General features: G+C 68.2%; 11 protein-coding genes and 1 pseudogene. 8 read left to right on the top strand and 4 right to left on the bottom strand.

Translation table 11 applies throughout. The annotated features are described in order from the left end of the window. The first annotated feature begins 82 nt into the window (after positions 1-82). The 6 genes from OHA86_RS14555 (at position 83) to tuf (ending at position 9098) form a co-directional block, all read left to right on the top strand. Positions 83-3982 (top strand): DNA-directed RNA polymerase subunit beta', encoded by a 3900-nt coding sequence (locus tag OHA86_RS14555; protein WP_329175613.1) that lies wholly within the window; start codon positions 83-85, stop codon positions 3980-3982. Positions 3983-4054: 72 nt separating this feature from the next. Further along, positions 4055-4537, top strand: coding sequence for a DUF1707 and DUF4190 domain-containing protein (locus OHA86_RS14550; protein WP_329175611.1), 483 nt, complete (start codon positions 4055-4057; stop codon positions 4535-4537). 273 nt (positions 4538-4810) lie between these two features. Further along, positions 4811-5182, top strand: a complete 372-nt coding sequence (gene rpsL, locus OHA86_RS14545) for a 30S ribosomal protein S12 (protein ID WP_014144289.1) — start codon at positions 4811-4813, stop codon at positions 5180-5182. A gap of 2 nt (positions 5183-5184) precedes the next feature. Further along, positions 5185-5655, top strand: coding sequence for a 30S ribosomal protein S7 (rpsG, locus tag OHA86_RS14540; protein ID WP_073492360.1), 471 nt, complete (start codon positions 5185-5187; stop codon positions 5653-5655). A 38-nt stretch (positions 5656-5693) separates the two neighbouring features. Beyond that, entirely contained in the window at positions 5694-7823 is a 2130-nt protein-coding gene (gene fusA, locus OHA86_RS14535) for an elongation factor G (RefSeq protein WP_329175609.1), read from the top strand. An 81-nt stretch (positions 7824-7904) separates the two neighbouring features. After that, a complete protein-coding gene (gene tuf, locus OHA86_RS14530) occupies positions 7905-9098 on the top strand; it encodes an elongation factor Tu (protein ID WP_329175607.1) in 1194 nt (397 codons plus the stop codon). Positions 9099-9258: 160 nt separating this feature from the next. On the opposite strand, the gene OHA86_RS14525 is transcribed toward tuf, so the two are convergent. After that, a complete protein-coding gene (locus OHA86_RS14525; RefSeq protein WP_329175605.1) occupies positions 9259-13356 on the bottom strand; it encodes a LamG-like jellyroll fold domain-containing protein in 4098 nt (1365 codons plus the stop codon). A 456-nt stretch (positions 13357-13812) separates the two neighbouring features. On the opposite strand from OHA86_RS14525, the gene OHA86_RS14520 reads away from it, so the two are divergent. Together OHA86_RS14520 and OHA86_RS36065 are read left to right on the top strand one after the other, a co-directional pair. Continuing rightward, positions 13813-21909 (top strand): polymorphic toxin-type HINT domain-containing protein, encoded by an 8097-nt coding sequence (locus tag OHA86_RS14520; RefSeq protein ID WP_329175603.1) that lies wholly within the window; start codon positions 13813-13815, stop codon positions 21907-21909. 67 nt (positions 21910-21976) lie between these two features. Then, a complete protein-coding gene (locus tag OHA86_RS36065; RefSeq protein ID WP_443071728.1) occupies positions 21977-22555 on the top strand; it encodes a suppressor of fused domain protein in 579 nt (192 codons plus the stop codon). An 83-nt stretch (positions 22556-22638) separates the two neighbouring features. Here the strand turns inward: OHA86_RS36065 and OHA86_RS14515 are convergent. The 3 genes and pseudogenes from OHA86_RS14515 to OHA86_RS14505 form a co-directional block, all read right to left on the bottom strand. Further along, positions 22639-23942: pseudogene (locus OHA86_RS14515) on the bottom strand (tyrosine-type recombinase/integrase). Continuing rightward, complete coding sequence (locus OHA86_RS14510) at positions 23942-24130, bottom strand: helix-turn-helix domain-containing protein (RefSeq protein ID WP_329175601.1); 189 nt, start codon at positions 24128-24130, stop codon at positions 23942-23944. Before OHA86_RS14510 ends, OHA86_RS14515 begins: the two are co-directional and overlap by 1 nt. After that, positions 24127-25797: a replication initiator gene (locus tag OHA86_RS14505; RefSeq protein ID WP_329172932.1), complete on the bottom strand. Its 1671-nt coding sequence runs from the start codon at positions 25795-25797 to the stop codon at positions 24127-24129. Before OHA86_RS14505 ends, OHA86_RS14510 begins: the two co-directional genes overlap by 4 nt. Between the last annotated feature and the right edge of the window lie 137 nt (positions 25798-25934).

Below are 25934 nucleotides of genomic sequence, written 5' to 3'. Positions count from 1 at the left end.
CCCGTTGGAAGGGGAGCCCGGGCGGCCCCCACGACCCGTTCAGACCATTTGAGAATCAACCCTGAGAGGGATTGACGACACAGTGCTCGACGTCAACTTCTTCGACGAGCTGCGGATCGGCCTTGCCACCGCGGACGACATCCGGACCTGGTCGCACGGCGAAGTGAAGAAGCCGGAGACCATCAACTACCGCACCCTCAAGCCGGAAAAGGACGGGCTCTTCTGCGAGAAGATCTTCGGCCCCACCCGGGACTGGGAGTGCTACTGCGGCAAGTACAAGCGGGTTCGCTTCAAGGGCATCATCTGCGAGCGCTGCGGCGTCGAGGTCACTCGCGCCAAGGTGCGCCGTGAGCGGATGGGCCACATCGAGCTTGCCGCTCCCGTCACCCACATCTGGTACTTCAAGGGCGTCCCCTCCCGCCTCGGTTATCTGCTCGACCTCGCCCCGAAGGACCTGGAGAAGGTCATCTACTTCGCGGCGTACATGATCACCTGGGTGGACGACGAGCGCCGCACCCGCGACCTGCCCTCCCTCGAGGCCCAGGTCTCGGTGGAGCGCCAGCAGGTCGAGCAGCGCCGCGACTCCGACGTCGAGGGCCGGCAGAAGAAGCTGGAAGCCGACCTCGGCGAGCTGGAGAACGAGGGCGCCAAGGCCGACGTCCGCCGCAAGGTCCGCGAGGGTGCCGAGCGCGAGATGAAGCAGCTGCGCGACCGTGCCCAGCGCGAGATCGACCGGCTCGACGAGGTGTGGGCCCGGTTCAAGAACCTCAAGGTCCAGGACCTGGAGGGCGACGAGCTGCTCTACCGCGAGCTGCGCGACCGCTTCGGCACGTACTTCCAGGGCTCGATGGGTGCCGCGGCGCTGCAGAAGCGCCTGGAGTCCTTCGACCTGGAGCAGGAGGCCGAGCGCCTCCGCGAGATCATCCGTACCGGCAAGGGCCAGAAGAAGACCCGGGCGCTCAAGCGCCTCAAGGTCGTCTCGGCGTTCCTGCAGACCACCAACAAGCCCAACGGCATGGTGCTGGACTGCGTCCCGGTGATCCCGCCGGACCTGCGTCCGATGGTGCAGCTGGACGGTGGCCGCTTCGCGACCTCCGACCTGAACGACCTCTACCGCCGGGTGATCAACCGCAACAACCGGCTGAAGCGGCTTCTCGACCTCGGCGCGCCCGAGATCATCGTGAACAACGAGAAGCGCATGCTCCAGGAGGCCGTGGACGCGCTCTTCGACAACGGCCGCCGCGGCCGCCCGGTCACCGGACCCGGCAACCGCCCGCTGAAGTCGCTGTCCGACATGCTCAAGGGCAAGCAGGGCCGCTTCCGGCAGAACCTGCTCGGCAAGCGCGTCGACTACTCCGCCCGTTCGGTGATCGTCGTCGGCCCGCAGCTCAAGCTGCACCAGTGCGGCCTGCCCAAGGCCATGGCCCTGGAACTCTTCAAGCCGTTCGTGATGAAGCGCCTGGTGGACCTCAACCACGCGCAGAACATCAAGTCGGCCAAGCGCATGGTCGAGCGCGGCCGTACGGTCGTCTACGACGTGCTGGAAGAGGTCATCGCCGAGCACCCGGTGCTGCTGAACCGGGCGCCGACCCTGCACCGCCTGGGCATCCAGGCCTTCGAGCCGCAGCTGGTCGAGGGCAAGGCGATCCAGATCCACCCGCTGGTCTGCACCGCCTTCAACGCGGACTTCGACGGCGACCAGATGGCCGTGCACCTTCCGCTGTCCGCGGAGGCGCAGGCCGAGGCCCGCATCCTGATGCTGTCCTCGAACAACATCCTCAAGCCGGCCGACGGCCGCCCGGTCACCATGCCGACCCAGGACATGGTGCTCGGCCTGTTCTTCCTGACCACGGACTCCGAGGAGCGCGCGGTCACCGGAGAGGGCCGGGCGTTCGGCGCCACCGCCGAGGCGATCATGGCGTTCGACAACCGTGAGCTGTCGATGCAGGCGCAGGTCGACATCCGCTTCCCGGTGGGCACCGTCCCGCCGCGCGGCTGGCTGCCGCCGGAGCCCGGCGAGGGCGAGCAGCCCTACCAGCTCGGCGACAGCTTCCGGCTGCGGACGACCCTGGGCCGCGCGCTCTTCAACGAGCTGCTGCCCGAGGACTACCCGTTCGTGGACTACGCGGTCGGCAAGAAGCAGCTCTCCGAGATCGTCAACGACCTCGCCGAGCGCTACCCCAAGGTGATCGTGGCGGCGACGCTCGACAACCTGAAGGCGGCCGGCTTCCACTGGGCGACCCGCTCCGGCGTCACCGTGTCGGTCACCGACATCGTCGTGCCGGAGGCGAAGAAGGCCATCATCGCGTCCTACGAGGCACAGGACGAGAAGGTCCAGAAGCAGTACGAGCGCGGCCTGATCACCAAGCAGGAGCGCTCGGACGAGCTGATCAACATCTGGACCAAGGCGACCAACGAGGTCGCCGCGGCGATGAACGCCAACTTCCCGAAGACCAACCCGATCTTCATGATGGTCGACTCGGGCGCCCGCGGAAACATGATGCAGATGCGTCAGATCGCGGGTATGCGCGGTCTGGTCTCGAACGCCAAGAACGAGACCATCCCGCGGCCGATCAAGGCGTCCTTCCGTGAGGGCCTGTCCGTGCTGGAGTACTTCATCTCCACCCACGGTGCCCGTAAGGGTCTGGCCGACACCGCGCTGCGTACCGCCGACTCGGGTTACCTGACCCGTCGTCTGGTGGACGTCTCGCAGGACGTGATCATCCGCGAGGAGGACTGCGGCACCGAGCGCGGGCTCAAGCTGCGGATCGCCGAGCGGGGCACGGACGGCGAGCTGCGCAAGACGGACGACGTCGAGACCAGCGTGTACGCGCGGATGCTCGCCGAGGACGTCGTGGTGGACGGCAAGGTCATCGCGCCGGCCAACGTCGACCTGGGCGATGTGCTGATCGACCAGCTCGTGCGGCACGGGGTCGAGGAGGTCAAGACCCGCTCGATCCTCACCTGCGAGTCCTCGGTCGGTACGTGCGCCTTCTGCTACGGGCGCTCGCTGGCCACCGGCAAGCTGGTGGACATCGGCGAGGCGGTCGGCATCATCGCCGCCCAGTCGATCGGTGAGCCCGGCACCCAGCTGACGATGCGTACCTTCCACACCGGTGGTGTGGCCGGTGACGACATCACGCAGGGTCTGCCGCGTGTGGTCGAGCTGTTCGAGGCCCGTGTCCCGAAGGGTGTCGCCCCGATCTCCGAGGCGGCCGGCCGGGTGCGGATCGAGGAGACCGAGAAGACCAAGAAGCTCGTCGTCACCCCCGACGACGGCTCCGAGGAGCTGGCCTACCCGATCTCCAAGCGCGTCAAGCTGCAGGTGGGCGAGGGCGACCACGTCGAGGTCGGCCAGAAGCTCACCTACGGTGCGACCAACCCGCACGACGTGCTGCGGATCCTGGGCCAGCGCCAGGTGCAGATCCACCTGGTCGCCGAGGTGCAGAAGGTCTACAACTCGCAGGGTGTGTCGATCCACGACAAGCACATCGAGATCATCATCCGGCAGATGCTGCGCCGCGTGACGATCATCGAGTCCGGCGACGCCGAGCTGCTGCCCGGCGAGCTGGTCGAGCGGGGCCGGTTCGAGACCGAGAACCGGCGGGTCGTCTCCGAGGGCGGTCACCCGGCCTCGGGTCGTCCGCAGCTGATGGGTATCACCAAGGCGTCGCTGGCCACCGAGTCGTGGCTGTCGGCGGCGTCCTTCCAGGAGACCACCCGGGTGCTGACCGACGCGGCGATCCACGCCAAGTCGGACTCGCTGCTGGGCCTGAAGGAGAACGTCATCATCGGCAAGCTCATCCCGGCCGGTACGGGCCTGTCCCGCTACCGCAACATCCGGGTGGAGCCGACCGAGGAGGCCAAGGCCGCGATGTACTCGGCCGTCGGCTACGACGACATCGACTACAGCCCGTTCGGCACCGGCTCCGGCCAGGCCGTCCCGCTGGAGGACTACGACTACGGCCCGTACAACGGCTGATACGTACGTCCCAAGCTCGTCACAGAGCGGTCGCTCCTTCGTGGAGCGGCCGCTCTGCGGCATCATGGAGACATGCTGGCCGGGGATGCGGATCGGGAGAGTGCGGTGAACGTCCTCAAGGACGCGTTCACCGAGGGGCGGCTCACGCAGCCGGAGTACGAGGACCGGGTCGGGCGGGCGTACCAGTCGCGTACGTACGCCGAGCTGGACATGGTCACGGCGGACATTCCACGGCGTGCGGTGCCGCCGGCCTTCCTGCCGAACGCGCCGTACTTCCCGCCGGCGCCGCCGTACCTGCCGCTGGCGGCGCCGCTGCCGCCGACGAACGGCCATGCGATCGCGTCGCTGGTGTGCGGGATATGCGGTGCGCTGACCGGCGGCCTGTCGTCGATCCCGGCGGTGGTGCTCGGCCATATGGCCAAGAGCAGGATCCGGCAGACCGGTCAGCAGGGCGACGGGCTGGCGACGGCCGGGCTGGTGCTGGGCTATCTGGCCATCGCGGGGTACGCGGCGATGTTCGTGCTGATCATCATGTTCGCCTCCGCGGGGACGTGATCCGGCCAGGCCGCTGAGCTGCGAGGATCCGGTCCGTAAGCAGGTGTTTTGACCGCAGCCGATGCGGTAGGTAGGCTCTGACCTTGTGCCTGGGGTGTGCCCGGGTTCTCGCGCGTGCCATGCGACCGCGTGAGGGCACCGAGGCCGCGACACCCGGAGATACGCACTTCCCCTCTGCTGTCGGGGATGTGCGGGGTCCGCGACACACCCGACCGCGTGGGTCGGTCCCCAGGTTAGTTTTATCGAGATCGGCACACAGAAACCGGAGAAACGGTGCCTACGATCCAGCAGCTGGTCCGAAAGGGCCGGCAGGACAAGGTCGAGAAGAACAAGACGCCCGCGCTCAAGGGTTCGCCCCAGCGTCGTGGCGTTTGCACGCGTGTGTACACGACCACCCCGAAGAAGCCGAACTCGGCCCTGCGCAAGGTCGCCCGCGTGCGTCTTACCAGTGGTATCGAGGTCACCGCTTACATCCCGGGCGAGGGCCACAACCTGCAGGAGCACTCCATCGTGCTCGTGCGTGGCGGTCGTGTGAAGGACCTCCCGGGTGTTCGCTACAAGATCATCCGTGGTTCCCTCGACACGCAGGGCGTCAAGAACCGTAAGCAGGCGCGCAGCCGCTACGGCGCCAAGAAGGAGAAGTAAGAATGCCTCGTAAGGGCCCCGCCCCGAAGCGCCCGGTCATCATCGACCCGGTTTACGGCTCCCCGCTGGTGACGTCTCTCGTCAACAAGATCCTCCTGCACGGAAAGCGCTCCACTGCCGAGCGCATCGTGTACGGCGCTCTCGAAGGCGTGCGCGAGAAGGCCGGCGCCGACCCGGTCATCACGCTCAAGCGCGCTCTTGAGAACATCAAGCCGACCCTTGAGGTCAAGTCCCGCCGCGTCGGCGGCGCGACCTACCAGGTGCCGGTCGAGGTCCGTCCGGGCCGCCAGAACACGCTGGCGCTGCGCTGGATGGTCGGGTACTCCCGCGCCCGTCGCGAGAAGACCATGACCGAGCGGCTGATGAACGAGATCCTCGACGCCAGCAATGGCCTCGGTGCTTCGGTGAAGCGCCGCGAGGACACGCACAAGATGGCCGAGTCCAACAAGGCCTTCGCGCACTACCGCTGGTAGTCACCACCCCCATCGAAACCGAGAGAAGACTGAGCCACATGGCCACCACTTCGCTTGACCTGGCCAGGGTCCGCAACATCGGGATCATGGCCCACATCGACGCGGGCAAGACGACGACCACCGAGCGGATCCTGTTCTACACCGGTGTCTCCTACAAGATCGGTGAAGTCCACGACGGCGCAGCCACGATGGACTGGATGGAGCAGGAGCAGGAGCGCGGTATCACCATCACGTCCGCCGCGACGACCTGTCACTGGCCGCTCGATGATGTCGACCACACCATCAACATCATCGACACCCCGGGCCACGTGGACTTCACCGTCGAGGTGGAGCGTTCGCTCCGCGTCCTCGACGGCGCTGTCACCGTGTTCGACGGTGTCGCCGGTGTGGAGCCGCAGTCCGAGACGGTCTGGCGGCAGGCCGACCGGTACGGCGTGCCCCGTATCTGCTTCGTCAACAAGCTGGACCGCACCGGCGCGGAGTTCCACCGCTGCGTCGACATGATCGTGGACCGCCTCGGTGCGGTTCCGCTGGTCATGCAGCTCCCGATCGGGGCCGAGGCCGACTTCAAGGGTGTCGTCGACCTCGTCCAGATGAAGGCGCTGGTCTGGTCCCTCGAAGCGACCAAGGGCGAGATGTACGACGTTGTCGACATCCCGGCCACGCACACCGAGGCGGCCGACGAGTGGCGCGGCAAGCTGCTCGAAGCTGTCGCGGAGAACGACGACGAGATGATGGAGCTGTACCTGGAGGGCCAGGAGCCCAGCCAGGAGCAGCTGATCGCGGCCATCCGCCGGATCACCCTGGCGTCCAAGGGCAGCAAGGACTCCGTCACCGTCACCCCCGTGTTCTGCGGCACCGCGTTCAAGAACAAGGGCGTCCAGCCCCTGCTCGACGCGGTCGTGCGCTACCTCCCGTCGCCGCTGGACGTCGAGGCCATCGAGGGCCACGCCGTCGGCAACGCCGAGGAGATCATCAAGCGCCGCCCGTCGGACGACGAGCCGTTCTCCGGCCTGGCGTTCAAGATCATGAGCGACCCGCACCTGGGCAAGCTCACCTTCGTCCGGGTCTACTCGGGCCGCCTCGAAGCCGGTTCAGCGGTGCTGAACTCGGTGAAGGGCAAGAAGGAGCGCATCGGCAAGATCTACCGCATGCACGCGAACAAGCGTGAGGAGATCGACTCGGTGGGCGCCGGCGACATCATCGCCGTCATGGGCCTGAAGCAGACCACCACCGGTGAGACGCTGTGCGACGACAAGTCCCCGGTGATCCTGGAGTCCATGGACTTCCCGGCACCGGTGATCCAGGTCGCCATCGAGCCCAAGTCCAAGGGCGACCAGGAGAAGCTGGGTGTCGCCATCCAGCGTCTCTCGGAGGAGGACCCCTCCTTCCAGGTCCACTCGGACGAGGAGACCGGCCAGACCATCATCGGCGGTATGGGCGAGCTGCACCTCGAGGTGCTGGTCGACCGGATGCGCCGGGAGTTCCGGGTCGAGGCCAACGTCGGCAAGCCGCAGGTCGCGTACCGCGAGACCATCCGCAAGACGGTCGAGCGCATCGACTACACCCACAAGAAGCAGACCGGTGGTACCGGTCAGTTCGCCAAGGTGCAGATCATGATGGAGCCGCTGGAAGGCGGCGACGCGACCTACGAGTTCGTCAACAAGGTCACCGGTGGCCGTATCCCCCGCGAGTACATCCCGTCGGTGGACGCGGGCGCACAGGAAGCCATGAAGTTCGGCATCCTGGCCGGCTACGAGATGGTGGGTGTCCGCATCACCCTTCTCGACGGCGGCTACCACGAGGTCGACTCCTCCGAACTGGCATTCAAGATCGCCGGTTCGCAGGCGTTCAAGGAGGGTGCCCGCAAGGCGAGCCCCGTACTCCTCGAACCGATGATGGCCGTCGAGGTCACCACGCCCGAGGACTACATGGGCGACGTCATCGGCGACCTCAACTCCCGCCGTGGCCAGATCCAGGCCATGGAGGAGCGCAGCGGCGCTCGTGTCGTCAAGGGCCTCGTTCCGCTGTCGGAGATGTTCGGCTACGTCGGTGACCTGCGGTCCAAGACCTCGGGCCGGGCCAGCTACTCCATGCAGTTCGACTCCTACGCCGAGGTTCCGCGGAACGTCGCTGAGGAGATCATCGCGAAGGCCAAGGGCGAATAACCCGCCCTAGGATTGAAACCAGCAAAGATCACCTGGCGCCGATGAAGCAAGGCGTACAGATCCACCCCCAGGAGGAACCCAGTGGCGAAGGCGAAGTTCGAGCGGACTAAGCCGCACGTCAACATCGGCACCATCGGTCACATCGACCACGGTAAGACGACCCTTACCGCGGCGATCACCAAGGTGCTGCATGACGCGTACCCGGACCTGAACGAGGCCTCGGCCTTCGACCAGATCGACAAGGCTCCTGAGGAGCGCCAGCGCGGTATCACCATCTCCATCGCGCACGTCGAGTACCAGACCGAGTCGCGTCACTACGCCCACGTCGACTGCCCCGGTCACGCGGACTACATCAAGAACATGATCACCGGTGCCGCCCAGATGGACGGCGCGATCCTGGTGGTCGCCGCGACCGACGGCCCGATGCCGCAGACCAAGGAGCACGTGCTCCTGGCCCGCCAGGTCGGTGTCCCGTACATCGTCGTCGCCCTGAACAAGGCCGACATGGTGGACGACGAGGAGATCCTGGAGCTCGTCGAGCTCGAGGTCCGCGAGCTGCTCTCCGAGTACGAGTTCCCGGGTGACGACCTTCCGGTCGTGCGGGTCTCGGCGCTCAAGGCGCTCGAGGGCGACAAGGAGTGGGGCGAGAAGCTGCTCGGCCTCATGCAGGCCGTCGACGAGGCGATCCCGACCCCCGCGCGTGACGTCGAGAAGCCGTTCCTGATGCCGATCGAGGACGTCTTCACGATCACCGGTCGTGGCACCGTCGTCACCGGTCGTATCGAGCGCGGTATCCTCAAGGTCAACGAGACCGTCGACATCATCGGCATCAAGACCGAGAAGACCACCACCACGGTCACCGGTATCGAGATGTTCCGCAAGCTGCTCGACGAGGGCCAGGCCGGTGAGAACGTCGGTCTGCTGCTTCGTGGCATCAAGCGCGAGGATGTCGAGCGCGGCCAGGTCATCATCAAGCCGGGTTCGGTCACGCCGCACACCGACTTCGAGGCCCAGGCCTACATCCTGTCGAAGGACGAGGGTGGTCGTCACACCCCCTTCTTCAACAACTACCGTCCGCAGTTCTACTTCCGGACCACCGACGTGACCGGCGTCGTGACCCTCCCCGAGGGCACCGAAATGGTCATGCCGGGCGACAACACCGCCATGACGGTCGCGCTGATCCAGCCGATCGCCATGGAGGAGGGCCTGAAGTTCGCCATCCGCGAGGGTGGCCGGACGGTCGGCGCCGGCCAGGTCACGAAGATCAACAAGTGACGCTGCGCTGAGCTTGACGCGGAAGGTCCCGCACTGCCCCCGGGCGGTGCGGGACCTTCCGTGTTTTCCCGCCTTCCGTCTTTCCGCCTCCGCCGGGAGGGCCACCCGCACCCGCGGGGTCACCGCTGAGGTGGTGCGGGCGGCCGTCTCGCGGGGCAGGTCAGCTCAGGCGGGTCGGGATCGGCGGCTGGCTGCCGAGTGCGGCGACTCCTTCCGGGGTGAGCGGGACGGAGTAGAGCTCGACGTCGCTGAGGGCGGCGTTGGCGTATTCGCCGTAGGCGCCCAGGTAGAGGCGGCGGCCGATCTGCAGGGCACCGCCGGCGTTCCAGTCCGTGCCGGTGTAGGCGGCGGTGGCGGCCAGGTGGCCGTTGACGTAGAGGATGAGCGTGCCGGTGGTGCCGTCGTAGACGCCGGTGAGGCGGGTCCACACGGTGGTCTGGGCGGCGTTGGGGCCGCTGCTCGGGCCGTAGGCGGCGGAGATGGCGCCGGTTGTTCCGTCGTCATTGGCGTGGTTGAAGGCCCAGGCGTGCGCGCTTGAGGAGTAGTAGAGCTGGAAGCCGTTGGCCTGGCCGGCCGTGTCGGACTGGGAGATGAAGGTCGAATTGGCAGCGAGGCTGTTGAGCTTCACCCAGGCGGAGACGGTGAAGCTCGCCGTCTTCCGGGTGGACACCATGGGTCCGCCGGTGGCGGCGTATCCGGTGGTGCCGTTGAGGCCGAGCACGGTGCCCCGGACGGTGTCCGTGGCGAAGGCGGCGGGCGCGTGGAGGGTCAGGCTGCCGGCGCTGTTGAACTCGTCGTCGGCGTTGGTGAGTTGCCACCGGTCTGCCGGGTTGTTGAGGTTGCCGAGGGCGGTGGGTGCGCTGAACTGGGCGATGCCGCTCACCGCTGCCTTGCCCGGGTATTCGCGATACTGCCCGGTGGGCGAGACCGCGTACAGGTCCGGATTGCCGTCAGAGCTGCCCGCGGGGCTGTTGACGTCGCCGGGCGAAGCCACGGTCCGCAGGTCGCCCCGGCCGAGGCCGAGCGGCAGCAGGGCGGTCGCGGTCGGGAGTGTCCCGTTCGCGGTACCGGACCAGTTCTGGTCGGCGGAGCTCCCGCAGGTCCAGATGATCAGTTGGACGCCGGAGGCGGTGCTGCCCCCCGGGTCGGCGAGGCAGAGTCCGGAGGCGGCGTTGACGAGTGAACCGTGGTCTCCGGGCTGCCATTTCTGGGCGGAGCTCCGGTCGCAGGTGTCCAGGGTGACCGAGGCGGCGCTTGCGGTGCCTCCCTCTGTCAGGCATCCGCCGAGGGCGTGCACGGTGCCGTCGCTGCCGAGGGACCACTGCTGGGACGTACCGCTGTTGCACGCGTTCGTCTGGACGGGGGTCCCCGGGGCGGTCGAGGAGCCTCGCACGTCGGCACAGAGCGGCGTACCGCCGGTCGGGACGAGCGAGGTGAGGGCGCGGGGCGCGGGTGCTGCCAGAAGCGCGACGGGCAGGCCGTCGGTGCCGAAGGCCAGCGGGTAGGTGTGGACGGCACCGGTGCTGTCGCGGGCCCAGAGAGTCGGCTCGCTGCCGACGGTACCGGGGGCGATCAGCTCCGTGCCGGACCAGTCGCCGCTGCCCAGCAGGACCGGCTGCCCGAGGTGACTGCTGCCGGTTGACGTCCCGGGGTAGAACCAGAGCCTGCCGTCCTTCTCGACGGTGATGAGGTCGGGACTCAGGTCGCGCATGGACCCGGGCGCGAGGATCTGCGTCACGGACGACCAGGTGGGGTCGTAGCCGGAGGAGCAGTCCGGAGCCGGGGTGCAGCCGGGCTTCTGCGTGAGCTGGACGACTCCGAGTGCCTGATCGGTGAAGCGGCCCGCCACGCCGTCCGTACGGGTCGTCGCGTCGTTTCGGTAGATGTACATCGCGTGTGCTTGCGTGTTGTACGCGAAGAGGTCGTCCACACCGGACTGGGTGGTGCTGCCGCGGTGGGCGACCAGGTAGTTGTTCCAGCTCATGCCGTCCGGGCTCTGGGCTTTGGCCGACGCAAGCGCTGGAGCTGCGGAGACGTCGGAGTTTCCGGCCGTCAGGTAGAGGTTGCCGTCCTTCGCGGGCGAGATCAGGTCGGGGACCCCGTCGTCGTCGAGGTCGCCGGGGTGAACCGGCGTGGCGGGATTCCAGGGCGCGTAGAAGCTGTACGTGGTCGGGCTGCCGTTCGCCGCGCCGTCCACGGCCTGGACGTAGAGGGTGTGGGCACCCCACTGCTGTGCGGAGAGGCTGATCGGCACGTTCGCCGACGCCGTACCGTCGCCGCCCACCGTCGCCGTCACGGAGTGTGCTCCGATCGGGGGCACCGGAGTGTCCAGCGAATACTCGAAGGCGCGGACTCCGCTGCTGAGGCAGGCCAGCAGGGTGCAGCCGCTCGGAGTCGGGTCGGTGCTGGTCACATGGACGCTGACGCCTGTGTCCCCCGCGTGTCCGGTCGGCGCGCTGCCGCTGCCGAGCGGCGGGAAGACGGCGGAGTCGGTGAAGACCGCAGGCGTGGGCGGGGTCAGATCGACGTCGAAGTGGCAGTTGCTGGTCCAGCTGCCGTACAGGGTGCCGTCGTAGGCCCGGATACCCCACCCGTACTGGTGGCCGTCCTTGACCGCGACGCCGATCGGGACGTGCACGGTGGTGCCGGAGGCGACCGACGCGGTGTCGGGCGGATTGGTGGTGACGGGGCCGCCGGATCCGCTGTCGGTCTGGTTGTCCCACACCTGGGAGTCACCGCGGACGTTGGCTCCGGACATCGGGGTGGTGAGCTTGGCGTTGAGCGTGATGTTGCTGGTGCCGTTCGGCAGGGTGGAGGTCTTTCCGATCCAGCCGGGGTTGCCCGAATTACACGCGGCTCCGGCGGGGTTGCTGCTGTTCGGGGTCGTCGACAGGGCGCTGGGGGCGTCCGGCGGGATGTCGAACGATGCGGTGATGTAGGGGTTGACGGCGAACCGCATGAAACCGAGGTTCGAGGCGGTCTTGCTCTCGTCCCCCCACAGACCGAACGTCCAGGAGTCCTTGACGCCGGCGACCGCGTCGATCTGGCTCTTGACGTCGAAGCTCACCGCGCGGTCGCCGCAGCTCGCCGCCGCGGACTTGACCTCGGCAGTGGCGACGGTGGCCGCGCCGCTGGGCTGATGGTTCCAGTCCGTCGCAGAACTGATGGAGTTCACCGACTTCAGGGTGACCGGCCACGTGTTGGAGCAGCCGTGGTCGGAGCCGTAGGTCTCGGTGAGGTGGAGTGTCACCGTGCTGAACTGCATCCTGGCATCGAGGTTGCTGGTGTTGATCTCGTAGTAGGAGCGTTCCAGGCCGAAGCAGTTCGACGCGAACTGCTGGTAGCCGACACCTTCACCGTTGTCCTGGGAACTGTCGTAGTTCGATGCCCCGGGGCATCCCTCCTGGATGACGGTGTAGTGGCCCGTGGCGTCCGTGACGGGGTTGGTGAAGGGGTCGATGTAGACCGGGTAGGTGGTGGCGGGGCCGCGCAGCACGTCGGTGTCGGGGACCAGCGTGACCGAGTCCGGCGAGACCGAGACGTCGACCTGGCCCACCTGCGCCCCAGGACCGGGGCCGCTCGCGGATGACGAGCCCGGTGCTTCGGCCGGCGCGACCGCGGCGGTCCTGGCCTGTGCGGCCGCGCCCTCGCTGGAGTCCCACATCAGCGGTGACGGCGCGACATACGCCGGGTCGCCGTCGCCGGCCTGCGCGGTGATGTTCCCCGCCTCGTCCGCCGCCAGCGTGAGTCCCGTGGTGGCCGTGCCGAGCCGCAGGTCGAGCAGGCGCGGGTCCGCGGCGGCGTCCGCGTCCTTGACGACGAGCACTTCGCTGAAGCCGCCCTGGTCGGTGACGGCGGTCTGCAGGTCGACCCCCGGAAGGACTTCTGGGTAGAGGGCTGTCGCCCCGCTGACCTGCGGGGCCGGCAGCGCGTACGGGAAGGTGTACGAGAGGACGTGCCCGCTCTGGTCGGTGAGGGTCGCCAGTGGTCCGGTGCCGCCGCCGGACAGGGCGACGCCGGCCGGGGTGGCCGCGGGCGAGTACGTACCGTCCTGGTTTGCGAGGAGAGTCGGGTCGACGGCCGTCCAGGAGCCGTTCTTCCTGACCCGGACCGGGCTGGTGTACGAGGTCAGGCTGAAGGTGCCGTCGGGCTGGGCGACGGTTTCGGTCGCCGTGGTGGTCAGCGCGTCCACCACGACGGGCTGACCGGTCTGCTCGGCCTGCTGCTGTGCGGTCTGCTCCGGGCCGTCAGGAGCCACCGGCCCGGTGACTCCGTCGGACGCCGGGACACCGTCGTCCGCCCGTGCGGGACCGGCTACGGACAGTGCGAGTACGCCTGTTGCGACAACGGTCGCGGCATGCCTGAGCAACCTGCGTCGCTTGCGGCGCAGGGATGTGTTTCCCCCCACGGAGCTCCCCTTTCCAGGGTGTCTTTTTGGTAAGGCGCGCGGTGCGCCTGTGCGTTTCTGCGGATCTCCCGTGTGTCGAAGGCCGGCTGTCAGCCCCCCCAGCAGTGTTTGAAGTGACCGACCTGCGGAAACCCAGCGGGAGGCTATTGCGGTTCGTACGTGTGTCGCAATACTGTTCCGCATTGTTAACGGAGGTGCACGGAGCGCTTCCGCAGTGCGGTCCTCACGGACCGAGGGGTGGGCTGGGGGGTCTGCGAAGTGCGCTTGAAGCTGCGCTTGTTCACCGATGTCCGGACGCGTGCACGATTGCGCGGGGCCACGGTCACGACCGCGCTGGTCGCCGCGATGGTGGTGATCGTCCCGCAGGCCGCGGCCGTTCCCGGCGGCTACCACTACAAGGGAAAGCTGTGGGCCGCCGATCCGGTCCAGCAACAGCCCGTGGTGCAGGGTCACCCGGTGGGCGACGCGAAGGCCGTCAAGCCCAAAACGCCGCACGGCGCACGGGCGCTGGCCACCCACAAGGCCAAGGCCCCGTCCTGGCCGGCCGCGGCCAGCAGCAGCGTCACCCTGCCGGAGACGGCCGCGACGCCGGTCAGGGCAGGTGCCTCACCGGTGTCCCTGGCCGCCGCTCCTGCCGCCAGGGCGGGCACGGCGACGTCCGCGAGCGCTCCGCGGTCCGTCCGGGTCGACGTCGCCGATCACACCCAGAGCCAGGCCGCGGGGGTGGACGGCGTACTCGTCGGTCTGACCCGCGACGACGGGAAGAAGGCCGCGGGCAAGGTCACCGTCACGGTCGACTACAGCTCCATCGCCCAGGCCTACGGCGGTGGCTGGTCATCGCGGCTGCACCTGGTCGCCATGCCCGGCTGCGCCCTCACCACCCCTCAACTGGCCGCCTGCCAGATCCGCAAGCCGCTGGCGACCACCAATGACGCTGCCACCCGGACACTCTCGGCCGCCGTCGACCTGGCCGTGTCCACGGCGGCGAACGCAGGCGCGGCAGTCGCCGCCGTCTCCGACACCGGCGGTTCGCAGGGCGACTACACGGCAACGACGTTGTCCGCCTCGGGCTCGTGGTCGCAGTCCGCCAGCGGCGCCTTCACGTACAACTACCCCATCGCCATGCCCTCTTCGCTCGGCGGAAGCGCGCCCTCGGTCGGGCTGTCGTACAACTCGCAGTCCGTTGACGGCGAGACGTCCGCACGGAACGCCCAGTCGTCCTCGATCGGCGACGGCTGGTCGTACGAACCCGGGTTCATCGAGCGCTCTTACAGGACGTGTGACAACGACGGCATCGACCACTCGTACGACGAGTGCTGGGCCGACTACAACGGCACGTTGTCGCTCGGCTCCCACACGGGTGAACTGGTCAGGGACAGCTCGGGGATCTTCCATCTCGAGACGGACGACGGCACCAGGATCGAGCGGCTGACCGGCGCGGACAACGGTCTGTGGCAGGGCGAGTACTACAAGGTCACCACGACCGACGGCACGGCCTACTACTTCGGTGTCGACCACACCCCCGGCATCACGTCGGACGCCTCCACCAACAGCGCGTGGGGCGTACCCGTCTATCACCCGAAGTCGTCCGACCCCTGCTACACCGCCGCCAAGGGCGACAAGTCCCAGTGCGATCAACCGGTCGGCTACCGCTTCAACCTCGACTTCGTCGTCGACCCGCACGGCAATGTCCAGCGGTACGACTACAAGACCGAGACCAACTTCTACAACATGGGCCTCGGCCAGGTGGCAGCCTCCGGTGACGGCGGCTCGATGACCTCCTACGTCCGGGGCGGATACCTCACCCGCATCTCCTACGGCTTCCAGCTCGCCGACGCCCGCGCAGGACACGACCCCGCGGCCCGCGTGCTCTTCACCCCCGCCCAGCGGTGCACCACCTCCGACACCGTCTGCCAGGCCGACAACCTGTCCGACGCCACGGCGACGAACTGGCCGGACGTCCCCTACGACATCCACTGCGAAGAGCACGACAAGACGTCCGGGGACGGAGACGACGTCTGCCACGTCGGCTCGCCGACGTTCTGGTCCACCTACCGGCTCAAGTCGATCACCACGCAGGTGAACACCTCCGGCGGTTTCCAGAGCGTCGATCAGTACGACCTCAAGCAGGTCTTCTCCGACGCGGGCGGTGTGATCGACCCGGTCACGGGAAAGACCGAGCACCCCGAGGACGCCGGTCAGCTCCAGTCGATCATGTGGCTCCAGTCCATCCAGCACACCGGTCTCGACACCACCGCGGGCGGCACGTCAGCGGTCGTCCTGGACCCGATCACCTTCACCGGTATCGAGGCGGACAACCGCGTGGACGGCCTCACCCCGGCCGCCCCGCCGCTGTTCCACCCGCGGATCTCCAGCATCCACACCGAGACCGGCGAGTCGATCGCCGCCACTTACGCCGACCCCCAGTGCTCCCGCGTCAACCACACCATGCCGTCCTCTGCGGACAGCAATACCAAGGCCTGTTTCCCGGTCTACTGGAACCCGCCAGGGTCGGTCGAACCCGTCTCCGACTGGTTCACCAAGTCACTCGTCAAGGAGATCTCGGACAGCGACCTGACCGCCGCCGGCTCCCCTGCCAAGGTCGTCAACTACCAGTACGGGGAGGCCGCCTGGCATCGCGACGACTCCGACCTCACCGACGACCGGTACCGTACCTGGAATCAGTTCCGCGGCTTCCGCACCATCAGCGTCCTGGCGGGCGCGTCCCCGGACCCGGTGACCAAGACCGTCACCACGTATCTGCAGGGCATGGACGGCGACTACAAGGCCGACGGCACCCGGCGCTCGGCAGCCCTCGGCGGTATCACGGACAGCGAGTGGCTGGTCGGGACCCCGCAGGAGACCGACACGTACAACACCACCGCGCCCGGCTCGCCCGTTGTCGCCAAGAGCTTCACCGATTCCCTGACGACGGTGGAGACCGCACACCGCGCGCGCACCGCCTGGACATCGAAGGACCCGGCGCCCGCAGACCTGTCCACCCTGCCCGACCTCAGCGCCCGGCGGCTGGACACCACTTCTGATCGCTCGGTTTCGCTGCTCGCCAACGGCACCTGGCGGACGGCGAAGAGGTCGACCCACTTTGATGCCTTCGGTCGCGTCACCCAGGCCGACGAGCAGGCCGACGTCGCCGACCCGAAGCAGGAGAGCTGCACCACCACCAGCTACGCGCCCGCCCCGGCATCGAACCCGATGATGCTCAACTACCCCAGCGAGACCATCAGTGTCGCGGGGTCGTGCGGGACCGCTCCGAGCGCTACCGCGACCCTGGCGGACAAGCGGATCTTCTACGACGGCGACGGCAGTATCACCAACCCCGGCACCTTCGGAAAGCTCGGGCAGAGCTGGCCCTCGGACGGATCCTCGCCGCAGGTCCACTCGCTCGGCTACACGACCGGCATCCAGAGCATCACGTCCTACGACGGCACCGGCAATCCGACCTTCGTCCTGCTCGGCGCCCTGTCGTACGACAAGTACGGCCGGGTGACCCATTCCCTCGACGGCGCCGGCACGCCCACCACCACCGGGTACCAGCCGACCACCAGCACCCTGCCGACCACGGTCACCGTCACCAACTCTCTCGGCTGGACCTCGTCCACCATTGTCGACCCGGCGCGGGGAGCCGTCACCGAGACCACCGACGCCAACGGCCGGGTCACCGACTCGGCGTACGACGCGCTCGGCCGCCGCACGGCGGCGTGGCTCCCCGGACGGAGCAGGATCGAACACCCCGACAGCCCCGACAGGAAGTTCAGCTACTCCGTTCACGGCGCGGGCGACAACCCGGCCCCCTCGTCCGTCACCACCCAGACGCTGCGCGAGAACGAGACCTACGACACGGCCGTCTCGATCTACGACGGAATGATGCAGCTGCGGCAGACGCAGACCGAGGCGTTCACCGGCTCGGCCTCGCGACTGATCTCGTCCGACTTCTACGACAGCCACGGCTGGCAGACCGCGAGCTATGCCGCCTACTCCGATCCGGACCGCGCTCCCGGCAGCACCTTGTGGGCGGAGCTGGAGACCACCGTTCCCTCGGAGTCGCGGACCGTCTACGACGGCCTCGGCCGCCCGGTGCAGAGCCAGTTGTGGGCCAAGGGCTCGGAACTGTGGCAGTCGACGACCGCGTACCCGGGGGCGGACGAGGTCGACGCCGCTCCGCCGGCCGGGGGCCAGTCCACTGCCACGATCACCAACGGGCTCGGGCAGACCATCGCGACGACGGTCAAGGACACCACGCCGGACCGTAAACTCGCGGCCGGCACGGTCATCGCCTCCGGCAGCTCGTACGCCTCCAACAGCGTCCGGCTGACCATGCAGGCCGACGGCAACCTCGTCCTCGGCGGAATCGCCACGGGTACTCAGCTGTGGGCCTCGGGCACCGCAGGCAACCCCGGTGCGACCGCGACGATCCGCACTGACGGCAGCCTCGTGGTGACCGGCACCACCGGCACGGTGCTGTGGAACTCCAACTCCGCCACCACCGGTTCGACCGGTGCCTACCTGCAGATCCGCGACGACGCGAGCCTCCAGGTCTTCAGCGCGACGGGCGTGAGCAAGTGGAACTCGGGGACGGCGGGGAAGGCCGCCGCGGCCGACGCCACGACGAAGTACACGTACACGCCGGCCGGCCAGACCGCCTCGGTCTCCGACGCCGTCGGCAACACCTGGACCTACCACTACGACATCCAGCACGAGTTGCTCTCTCAGCACGACCCGGACGCGGGCGACAGTTCGTACGTCTACGACGCCTACGGCCACCTCGTCCAGACCACCGACCCGCGCGGTCAGGCTCTGTCGTACACCTACGACGTCCTCAACCGCCGGACCGCCGAGTACGCCGAGCCGCACACGGCCACCCACGACCCGGACACCGAGCTCGCCTCCTGGTCCTTCGACACCCTGGCCGACGGCACCGGCGTCAAGGGCCTGCCCGTGTCGGAGACCCGTTACGTGGGCGGCGTCGACGGCAGCGCGTACGTCTCCCGGATCGACGGTTACAACACCGCCTACCAGCCGACCAGCACGAGCACGGTGATCCCGGACGCGGAGGGGGCGCTCGCGAAGACGTACACCTCGTCCGCCACGTACTCGCCGAACGTGGGCTTGCTGGACATGACGACCTACGGCGCCGACGGCGGCCTGCCCGCGGAGACCATCGGGTACGACCACAGCCTTGAAGGCCTGGTCATCGGCAGCGGGTCGGACCTCACCCCGTACCTCGACGTCGCCATCGACAGCCCGCTCGGCCAGATCCTGCAGTCGACGTACGGCCTGTACGGCAAGCAACTGCGCACCAACCAGACCTACGACGCGGCCACCCAACGGCCGGTCACCAACACGGTGAGCCTCCAGACGGCCACCACGACGCCGATCGACTCCTCCACCTACGGCTACGACCAGTCCGGCAATCTGAACGCGGTCACCGACGTCCAGTCCAACGGCACCGCGACCACCGGCACCGACACCCAGTGCTACTCCTACGACGGCCAGGGCCGGCTCACCGAGGCGTGGAGCGACAAGGCGGGCATCACCACGCCCGCAGTCGCCGGCACCGGGCAGCTCGCCCGCTGCAACACGGTCGTGCCCAGCACCACGACGGTCGGCGGCCCCGCGCCCTACTGGCAGTCGTACACCTACGACCTGCTCGGCGACCGTACGCAGCAGACACAGCACGATCCCACCGGGAACGCGCTGAAGAACACGACGCAGAGCGTGTCGCTGCCGAGCACCACCGCGCCGGCCGCGCTGCCGAACCAGGCGACCAAGGTCACCACCAGCAACCCGACCACCGGTACGGCGACCTCCACCCTGGGCTACCAGGACACCTCACGAGTCCCGGCGACCAACGCGGGCAACCTGATGACCCGCTCCACCACCACCGAGGGCTCGTTCGTCTCCGGCATCAAGACCACAGCGGGCGGGGCGCTGTGCCTGGGTGACTCCGGGAACCACACCGACGACGGCACCCCGCAGATCCTGTGGGGCTGCGGAGGCGGCGGCCAGACCTACACCCTCGGCACCGACGGCACGGTCAAGGTCCTCGGCAAGTGCGTGGACACCGCGGTGGCCTCACCGGTGAACGGCACCGGGGTCGTCATCAACACCTGCTCGGCTCTCAAGGCCACGCAGAAGTGGAAGACAACGGCCAAGGGCACGCTGGTCAACGTCGCCTCAGGGCTGTGCCTCGCGGACCCGGCGGCCAACCAGACGGCCGGTACCAAGCAGATCCTGTGGACGTGCGGGGCCAGCGGCCAGACATACACCACCCCGGCGGCCGGTACGAGCCTGGCCGCGGGCCAGACGCAGACCTTCACCTATGACGCGGAGGGCCGTACCGCCTCCGTGGTGACCGGCGACGGCACCGCCCCGAAGCAGACCAGCTACCTCTACGACGCCGACGGCGGTCTGCTGATCGAGCGGGACCCGGGCCGCACGGTGCTCTACCTCTTCGGCGGTACCGAGCAGATCACCCTCGACACCAGCACGCACGCGGTGTCGGGCCAGCGGTACTACGCCAACCCCGACGGCACCTCGATCGTCCGCTCCTCGTCCGGCAGCCTGGCCTACTTGCCGACCAACGCCCAGGGCACGGCGCAACTGTCCGTGGACGCCTCCACCTTGGCGGTCACCCGGCGAGCCTTCGACCCGTACGGAGCGCCACGGGGCACCGCCCCCACGACCTGGACCGACAACCACGGCTACCTCGGCAAACCCACCGACCCCGTCTCCGGCCTCGACCTCCTCGGCGCCCGCGACTACGACCCCACCCTCGGCCGCTTCCTCACCGTCGACCCGGTCTTCGAGGCCGGCGACCCGAGCCAGATGGGCGGCTACGCCTACGCCGCCGACGACCCGGTCAACGGTGCGGACCCCACAGGGCTGATGAACTGTTCCTGGTGCGGCGGTGGCGGTGAAGCAATCGGAGGGCCCCTGACCGGCGGCGGAGGCTCGGGCCGGTCAGGCGGCTCCGGTGGCTCGGGCGGGTCAGGCGGTTCGGGCAACGGAACCGCACACGCCACGCAGGTCGGCTTCGGTGTCAACTGGGGCAAGACCCTCGATTACGCGGGTGGCATGTTGGCCGCCGGCGTCGGGCTCGGGGCGATGTACGTATGTACCGACACGGTTGTCGGCGCCGCGGTTGCTCCCGAATGCTGGGAGGCGGGAGTAGGGGCGGTCGGCGCCGCATGCGACTACTACGGCGGCCATTGCGGGATAGGTCTGCCCGAGGGGCGCGGCGGGGGTGATGAACACGAGGGCAGCGGCCATGACGAATCGTCTCCCCATGAAGGTGTGCACGGCGAAGGTTCCGACGGCGCCGGCAACGGGATCTCTCATGAGACAGCCACGCATGATTTCGGGGCCGCGAGTCCCGATTTCGGTACCACCCCGGAGGCGGCCAGTCACGACTTCGCGGCTGCCGGACCTTCACCGGCGGAGCCCAAACCCGGCGGCCCCGGGGAAGCTGCCGCCCCCAGCAGTTCGAAGAGCGGCACGGCCAAGAAGGCCGTAGCGGACGACGCTCCTCCAAAGGAAACCGAAGAGGCTTCCCCACGTTGCAGTTTCAGCCCCGACACCCCCGTCCTCCTGGACGACGGCAAAACCAAGCCGATAGGCGACGTCACAGTCGGCGACAAGGTCGAATCAGGCGACCCCAAGACCGGTAAGCACGTCGGCACCCACACGGTCACCGCGACCTGGGTCAACTACGACACCGACCTGATCGACGTCACCGTCCAGGGTCCCGACGGCACACCCGCCACCCTTCACACCACCGCCAACCACCCCTTCTGGGACGACACCACCTACGCCTGGACCCCCGCCGGCGACCTCCACCCCGGCGACACCCTCAACACCTCCACCGACCTCCACGCCACAGTCCTCTCCCTCCACCTCACCCCCGGCGCCGCCAACCGCTACAACCTCACCGTCGAACAACTGCACACGTACTATGTACTTGCTGGTCAGACGCCGGTCCTGGTGCACAATACGTGCGGTGACGATCCTGCGGTCCTTTATCGATCTCCTGGGACGGGCAAGAAGGCCAGCGAGTCTAATGGCCTGAATGCGGCCAATCATGGCGGTGACCATCCGACGGCGTATCTTTCTAATTTGCCGGAGGGTGCGGCGCACTATGCGGGAAATGGCCACGATCTAGGAATGCACGTGTTTAGCATGAAGCCGGGATTCCGAGAGGCATTTGGTGACCTGGAATTCCCGCTGGAGAATTCTATGGGGTTGACTGAGGGGTTGACCGAATGGAGGATCCCGGCGGGACGGTTCGATGAGTTCAACTCCTACATCGATCATAATTTGACCGAATGGTGGGATGCGGCCGACGGTCACTTCTTCCCGCCGCCGGGATCGATACATTCTCCGTGATGCTGCTGGAGTGGGATGATCCTGAGGAGGGTTGTCCCACTCGCTGCAAGAAAAGTTGGAGCTTAAGGTGACTGAGTCTGGTGGTTCCGAGCGATTCGCTCGCTTCGTAGAGCGCTTGAGCTTGGCGCTTGGTGCTACTGCAGAGGTTCGTGAGGTTGTGCCGCGCGTCCCGGCCGACGGGCGAGTCTATTCGCTAATATTTGCGAATCGGCCGAAGTTGGGGTTTGTGACCGGGATTACCTATGGTCTCTCGTCGTTGGTCGATTCGCCGGCTTCGAGGCGAGAGCTTTGCATCTCTATGCACTCGGATGATCTGGAGTGGGCTATGGTTCCAGCGATCACCGTGGCCGCCTTGCGCGGCTTGTGTCCTTTTGAGCCCGGGATGGTGATTGGCTACAAGAAGCCATATGTTGACGGTTCTGGTTTGAGTAGTCTTCTACTGGGGGCGCCTGAGGCCAGGCTAACGATGGATCACCGAATTGATCTTGGATTCCCGCCGGGCCGAGACGTCGATGATTTTGTAGAACTCGTGGGGGCGTATCCGATCTATCCATCGGAGAGGAATTTCTTCCACGCCCACGGAGCTGAAATGGCATGGAACTCTGGATGGGACCCAACTGATCCGATTCGATCCGCCTTGGTATGACGGAAGCGGCCCCACCGGAAGTATCTCCGGCGGGGCCGCTTCGGCGTACTGCGAGGGTCTGACGGCAGTAGATGACGGCAACGTCAGCGGACGTGCGTTGCGCAGAGGGGTGGTTCGTTGCCGTCGTCGGGCTTGCCAGTGATCTCGGCGGTGTTGCGGAGGGCGTGGCCGAAGAGGTCGATGGCGTCGCGTTGGAGGCGCAGTCGGACGTGGACACAGTGGCGGTGACGCCGATGTGGGCGTGCCCCAACAGCTCCTTGATCACGACGAGTTCGACGCCCTGCTCCAGGAGGAGGGTCGCCGCCGAGTGGCGGAGGTCGTGGAACCGGATGCGGCGGAGCCTGGCCTGGCGGAGCAGGGTGTTGAAGTGTCGGGTGAGGGTGGCGCCTTCGATCGGGGAACCGTCGGGCCGGGTGAAGACGTAGCCGCTCGCCTTCCAGCCGGTTCCCGCCGCTTCGCGTTCCTGACGCTGCCGTTCGCGGTGCTGTTCGAGGGAGTGCAGGCACTCGGTGGGCAGTGCGATCCGCCGCTCCGAGCTCTGGGTCTTCGTCGGGAGGGCGGTCAGGCCGCTGGAGTTGGTGCGCTGGAGGGTGCGTCGGATGCTGGTGGTTCCGCCGACGAGGTCTAGGTCTTCCCAGCGCAGGCCGAGGAGTTCGCCCTTGCGGAGCCCGGTGTGGAGAGCGAGTTCGAACAGGGCGTGCAGCCGGTGTCCGCGTGCGGCGGCAAGGAACTGGCGGGCTTCTTCGGCGGTGAGGGGTTCGAAGCGGCGGGGTCGGGGTGTGCCGGTGCGGACGTTCCGGGCAACGTTGCGCGGTATCTCCTCCTCGCGTACCGCGTGCTCCAGGGCGGACTTGAGCACGGAGTGCACGTAGGCCAGGGTCAGCGGTGAGAGCCGCCTAGAGCAGCACTTCCCGGCGGCGCAGCAGTGGGGCTGATCGCGGGCAGTGTCGAGGCCGCGGGTGCAGCACTGGCAGGTGCTACGGAGCTGGTTGAGCCAGGTGCGGACGTCCTTGGCGGTGAGCTTGGCGAACTTCTTCTTGCCCAGTCCAGGGATGAGGTAGAGCCGTGTGACGGCGGCGTAGCGGGTGTGGGTGTTCTCGCGGAGCTGGTGAACGGCGACGTTCTGAAGCCAGTACGTCAGGTACGCAGCCAGGCCGCCCTGCGCGGACGGGGCGGGGAGGCCGCGGTTACTGGCGGCGATCTTCTCGGTGAGCTTCGCCAGAGCTTCCTTGCGGGTGGTCCCGTAGACGCGGACGCGCTTGCGGGTGTTGCCGGGGGCGAGGACGTATCCGGCGGCCTCCCAGCGGCTGTCCTTGCGCTGGTAAACAGTCCCGTCGCCGTTGGCGCGGACACGGCGGGAGGCGGGGGTGTCGCGGGGCGTGGTCATCAGGCGGCTTCCTGTTCGAGGCGGGCGTGGATGAAGTCGGTGAGCGCGTGGGCGGGGATGCGGCGGACGCGGCCGAGGGTGATCGAGGCGAGTTGGCGGGTGCGGATGAGGTCGTAGACGGTGGACCGGCTGATCTTGAGGCGGGCCATGACCTCGGGGACGGTCAGCAACTCGGCGTCGGCGGTCACCCGGTCACCTCGGTCTGGACGGGTGCGGTCAGCGGGTCGGTGGAGTGACCGGCGTGGTCACTCGCGCGTCGCGCCTGTCGAGTGCGGGCTGGCTGCTCGGGTCGGGGCCTTGGTGCGGCGGCCAGGAGTTGTGCGAGGTGGGCGAGTTCGGGCAGGAGGCCGCTGCCGGTGTACTGCCAGTGGGAGATCACCAGGGTGGTGTCCGTGCCAGCGCGTCGCCCGCTCTGCGCGTGGTGGCCGCTGGGGTGACCGGCGGCGGGGTCGGTGTGACCGGCGGTCAGGTCAGCGCGGTCACTGTGCTGGTCAGTGACCGGCTGGACTTGTTCAGAGCGCTGCTGGGCGTCGTCGTGGTGGGTGCGCCAGGTGGTGCGTTCGGCTCGGAGGTGGGTGAGGGTGGTGGAGTAGTGGCGGGTGCGGGTGGAGAAGTGGCCTCGGAAGCCGAGCATGTGGGCCCATTGGCGCAGGCGGAGGTGGGCGTGCTGGGGCCGGGTGCCGAGGTGCCAGGCGGTGTGGATCATGCGGCGGGCGTGGTCGGTGAGGTCGTGCTGGGCGAGTTCGGCCAGGAAGCGCAGTCGGCGGTCGAGGGTGCCGGTGGTGGTCTCGGCGCCCTTGGTGGCGTACTTGGCGATGTAGGCGGCGACGTGCCGGTCGGTGACGGGGGCGTCGCCGGTGAAGTCGGTGCTGTGTATCGCGCGGACGTCGATCTGCCGCCCGAACCGGAACACCGAAGGCTCCGGCGGCTGTGCCGGGTCGGCCTCCCCAGTCCGGGAGGGGTGTCGGTGCTGGACGCGGGTGCGCTTGGCGGCGGCGCGGACGGCGTGGTCGAGGAGCCCGGTGGTGGCCCAGGCGGGCGGAGTGCTGTGGGGGCCGGTGGGTCCGTCGATGCGGATGACGGTGTGGAAGTGGATCTGGCCGCGCTTCTGGTATTCGGCGACCTTGGCGTAGGACAGGGTCGCGTGGTGGCGCAGGGTGCGTTGGGTGAGTCCGGCGGCGTGGGCGATCTCTCGGCGCAGGTGGGTGGTGAAGCGGGCCCACAGGGCGGGGGCGTGGGCGTTCCACAAGACCGCGCCGGTGTAGTCGTACCGTGCCGGGTTCAGCGGCGTCCCGAGCAGCGGGTCGGCGTCGGAGTGCCGGGTGCCGCACGCGCACGGGGACGCGCCGGGTTGGTTGTGGACGGGGCCGAAGCCGGGGGCGGTGAGGGTGGCGAAGACGCGGGGATGGGTGGAGACGCTGGTGGGGACGGTCTTGCCGCCTCGCAGTCCGGCGGCGATGAGCTGGTAGGTGTCGTACCGGTAGACGTGCGAGCAGGAGCGGCAGCGGGTGGCGCGGCGGTTGCCGCAGCGCAGCAGGAGTTCGCCAGCCGGTAGGTGGCGGGTGTCGAGGTGGTCGAGGATCTGGCCGGTGGCGGCATCGAGGCGGGTGCGGTGTCCGGTCATCCGGATCGGGCGGGCACAGCCGCCGAGTGAGCCGATCTGGCGGGCCAGGGGTGCGAGGTGTCCGGCGGCGGCGAGCTTGGCCAGCCTGGCCGTCAGGCGCGCCCGGCGTTCCAGCGCCGAGTCCCTGTTCGCGGACGTGTCGGCGCTCCTGGCGAGCGCCTGTGGGGCGAACGCCCGGTTAGCGGGAGCGGAGGTGGTTGCGGGGGTGGGGAGTTGGAGCTGTGCGGGCATGGGGACAGACCTCCGGCAGGAGTCGGGAGAAGAGGAGAGGTGACTGAGGGGCGGCCCGGGTGGTCGGCGCATGTGGGCGCGGTGCGCGTGATGGCGGGCGCGGAGGGTGGGCCGGGGACGTCTGGCCTGGTCAGCGG

It is taken from the genome of Streptomyces sp. NBC_01477, assembly GCF_036227245.1.
Taxonomy (GTDB): Bacteria; Actinomycetota; Actinomycetes; order Streptomycetales; family Streptomycetaceae; genus Actinacidiphila.
This window is presented reverse-complemented; position numbering and strand designations above follow the sequence as displayed.